The following is a 3950-nucleotide window of genomic DNA, read 5'->3' on the forward strand; positions in this document are numbered from 1 at the left end:
ACGGATGATTGGACCTCCGGCTTCGTCATGTTCGTCATCGGGGCTGCGACACAGCAGCACCCGCGCCGATCAACAGGCCGACACATAAAAGCGCGGCAAGCAGATTGTTAAAGATTTTCATAGCGAACGTTCATTAATGGCTTCATCCTGAAACCAGGCGGCTGAACGGAGCATATATGCCTGCTGCTTTCGTCTTTCTCAGAAGGAACGGGATGCGGTCGTTTCACGGAGAAAGCTCTTCGAGCGTACGGCCTTTGGTTTCCACGGCGAACACGGCGGTTATAAGCGCACCGAGCAGCAAAATCGCAGCGAAGACCATAAATACGTACTGGATGCCCATCGACGAGAGCAGGAAGCCCGTCACGATCGGGCCTGCCGAGGATCCCAGACGAAGCCATGCACTTCCAGCACCCGTCCCGATTGCCCGAAGGCGCGTGGGATAGATCTCCGCGGAGTAAAGATACAACGAGAATGTGACCGTCTGAACGATGGCGTAGGCAAGACCGGCCAGCACCAGCACTTGCATGGCAGAAGTCGCGCCAAGCCAAGCGAGGATTGCAAGCGGGATAGGAGCTGTGAGCAATGCTCCCGCATACCAGCGTTTGCGGCCTACCCTGTCAATGAGCAGTGCGCAAATCACCGCTGCAACAACGCCGCCCACCGACGTTGCAAACCCATAAAATATGCTGGTTTCGAGCGGCAGGTTGAAGGTCTGACGATAAAGGGTGGGCAGCCAGGTAATCGTGCCGTTGGCAACGAGGTAGGCACTGAACCACATGGCCCAGATGGAGAGCGTGCGCTTGAGATAGATCCCTTGGAAAAGCTCGCGCCAATCAGATGACTTACGCGCGGGAACCGCGGCATATTTCGGCTCGGGAAGCATCTTGCCTGCCGCACGAGCACTGTCTTCCAGCCTGGCGACGATGCGATTGGCTTCCTCGTAACGACCGTTGGCGGCGAGCCAGCGCGGAGACTCAGTGAGAAACCAGCGCAGCGGGATCATCAGCACAGACGGGATCAGGCCGACGACGAACATGGCCTTCCCGCCGTAAAGCGGCACCATGAAGTAGCCGATCAGGCCCGCACCGACGAGGCCGAGCAGGAACATCACTTCGTAGAGAAGAAAGAAGCGCCCGCGACCTTTCGAACCAATGAGCTCATTGATATAGGCGCTGGCAACCGGAACTTCGCCCCCGGTGCCAACACCCTGAACGAAGCGGAACACCATCATCGTTGCCGCGCCGGCTGCAAAGAGGCAAGCGATGTCCATGCTGACGAAAAGCAGGATGGTGAAGAGAAGAACTTTCAATCGGCCAATCTTTTCGGCCAACCAGCCGAACAGGACGGCGCCGATCAGTTGCCCCAGATATCCCATCGACAGGATCATGCCCGTCTGGCTGGGCGTCAGGCCCCATTCGTGCACGAGTACAGGCATGGCGTAGGCAATGGCGATAACGGTATAGCCATCGAAGAATGTCGCGGCGCCGACGATATTGCGAGCCCAGAACACTTCGCGGGTGACGGGCAGCCGCTCCAGCCGCGCGCTTATGTCAGCTTGCGGATCGATGACATGCGTAACCGACGCCGTCATTCGCTGTTCGATATTCATTTTATCCTCCCTCTACCCGGTCCCCGCCTCTCCCGACCTGGCATTGAATCTATGCGGTGAACATCTCGCTTCGGCTCCGGCTCATCCAGCTGGCGGCAATCCGAAGACGCGGCTCTTAATGGGCACAATGACTTTCCAGCGGATCACAGCCGGCGCCTTTTCGCAAAGCATCACTCCCTGAGCTATCAGCAGTGTCCCCATGGAATACGCCTCCGCCGCGTGACGGCGGAGGCGCCTTTCTCCTTATTCGGCGGCCAGAAGCTGCCCGACACGGCCGATGCCCGCGGCGTCGAACGCGGCGAAGATTTCGGCCTCAGCCTTTTCACCGAGGCTCTTCAAAGGCTCGCGGATCGTGGCATGATCGAGGACGCCGCGATGGACGAGGCCCAGCTTGAGAGCGACGGTGCCTTCCATGTGCGAACCTCGGTGATAAACCGCGCGGGTGACCGGTAGCAGGCGCTCGAAGATCTTGCGGGCTTCGGGATAATCCTGCGCCTTGCCGGCCCTGATGAGATCGATGAGCAGCTCGGGTGCGATGTTTCCGTAGCCGACCAGGAGGCCGTCAACATCGAACATGGTCGGCAACAGCCATTCGTCGTGGCAGCTCAAGATCTGCAGGTTCGGATTGGCCTTCTTCAGTTCCGGAATTTCCACATACCAGCGCTTCATGTTGCGAACGCCGTTTTTGGTCGCAACGACCCCCTCTTGGGTGGCAATCGCAAGCTGCGTGTCCAGATCGTAAGAGGCCTTGGTGACATCCGGATATTGGAACAGGATGCACTGCAGACCGGATTCCTGCCAGATCGCCTTGTAACGGTCTTGCGGCGCGCCCTTCTGAAAGCCAAAGCGCAGCCAGCCGTGGTTTGGATAGACAAGGGCCCCCGTGGCGCCGGCAGCCTTGCATTTCTTGGCCTCTTCGGCGGCAACCCTAGTGCCCTCGCCCGTAATGCCGGCTATGATCGGAATCTCGCCATTCACGGCTTCGACATAGATGCGGATCAGCTTGAGGCGCTCCTCTTCGGTCAGGAACGTGCCTTCGCCGGCGTGGCCAAGGATGACGAGGCTCTTCACACCGTCCATCGACGCAAGCCACTTTGCGATCCGCGTGTTCGCGGCATAGTCGACTTCGCCGTCGCGGGTGAATGCGGTCACCGGTGCTGGGCTCAAGCCTCTGAGGTCCATTGGGTGCATGGGTAGTCTCCTCCTTGCCGTCGCTATCCGATTCACAATCAGCGACAGGATCGTTAATGGGAACGTTCCCACTATCGTTTCTGATTTCGCTGGAGTCAACAGGATTTTTCAGGCATCATGGGGATCCAGAAGCAGATCAGGACTCGCCGGCACGGAAATTCCAAATGAATTCAACGGTGGAAGATAGCGCTCGTCAGACGCGCATAACGATTCTCGACGTCGCGGCCGCAGCCGGTGTTTCGAAGTCGACGGTGTCGAGAATTTTAGATGAACGCCTGCCGCGCTCGGACAGCGAAACAGCCAGACGCGTCAGAAAGATCGCCGAGGAACTCGGTTACGTCAGAGATGTTTCTGCGGCCAGTCTTCGTCGCGGCAATACCATGACGGTGGGGATTATCGTACCCAGGCTGACGGACACAGTGATGGCGATGCTCTACGAATCCCTTGCAAAAGCCTGCAGCAGGACCGGGCGGTTTGCCATCGTCGCGACTACGGACGAGAAGCCGAAAGCCGATCGCCTTGCTGCGGAGTCGCTTCTGAAGCGCGGCGTCGATGGGCTCATCTTGTCGACAGCGCGCGACGACGATGACTTTCCCGACATATTGGCGGCAAGAGGTGTGCCGACGGTTCTGGCGCTTAGAACCGATGGTCATAGTCTTTCATCGATCGGCGATGACCGGCTTGGTGGATATCTCGCCACGCGACACCTGCTTGATCTTGGTCATCGCAGGATCGGAGTCATTGCGGGTCCCTCCTATGCCTCCAGCGCGCGGACCCGCGTGGAAGGCTATTGCCAGGCCATGATGGAAATGGAGCTGGAGATCGATCCATCCCTCATTGTTCCATCCACTTTCGGAATCGAATCCGGCGCGGAAGCGGCCGAGAAAATCATGCACCTGCCGCAAGCCCCGACGGCGATGTTTGCGGTTAACGACAATACAGCCATCGGCGCACTATCAGGGCTCATGCGCATGGGTCTGTCAGTGCCAGGCGACGTCTCACTGGTCGGCTACAACGACATTCCGATTGTCAGCCATCTCTCTACGCCACTGACCACCCTGCGGGTGCCCTTCGAGCAGATTGCTGCGAATGCGCTCGATTTATTGGGAAGCGACGCAATATCGCCAGATGACCGTATTCGGGTATCGGC

At 58.5% G+C, this 3950-nt stretch carries 3 protein-coding genes; 1 reads left to right on the plus strand and 2 read right to left on the minus strand.

Annotation, left to right across the window (positions count from 1 at the left end; genetic code table 11):
- Positions 1-223: 223 nt before the first annotated feature.
- Positions 224-1609, minus strand: coding sequence for an MFS transporter (locus FBZ97_RS34225; RefSeq protein WP_145324698.1), 1386 nt, complete (start codon positions 1607-1609; stop codon positions 224-226).
- A gap of 243 nt (positions 1610-1852) precedes the next feature.
- Positions 1853-2800, minus strand: coding sequence for a dihydrodipicolinate synthase family protein (locus FBZ97_RS34230; protein ID WP_186449603.1), 948 nt, complete (start codon positions 2798-2800; stop codon positions 1853-1855).
- Between the two features lie 164 nt (positions 2801-2964).
- On the opposite strand from FBZ97_RS34230, the gene FBZ97_RS34235 reads away from it, so the two are divergent.
- The coding region (locus FBZ97_RS34235; protein WP_145324700.1) for a LacI family DNA-binding transcriptional regulator at positions 2965-3950 on the plus strand (986 nt) is incomplete at its 3' end.

It is taken from the genome of Rhizobium sp. ERR 942 (genome assembly GCF_007828395.1).
GTDB classification, from domain to species: Bacteria; Pseudomonadota; Alphaproteobacteria; order Rhizobiales; family Rhizobiaceae; genus Rhizobium; species Rhizobium dioscoreae.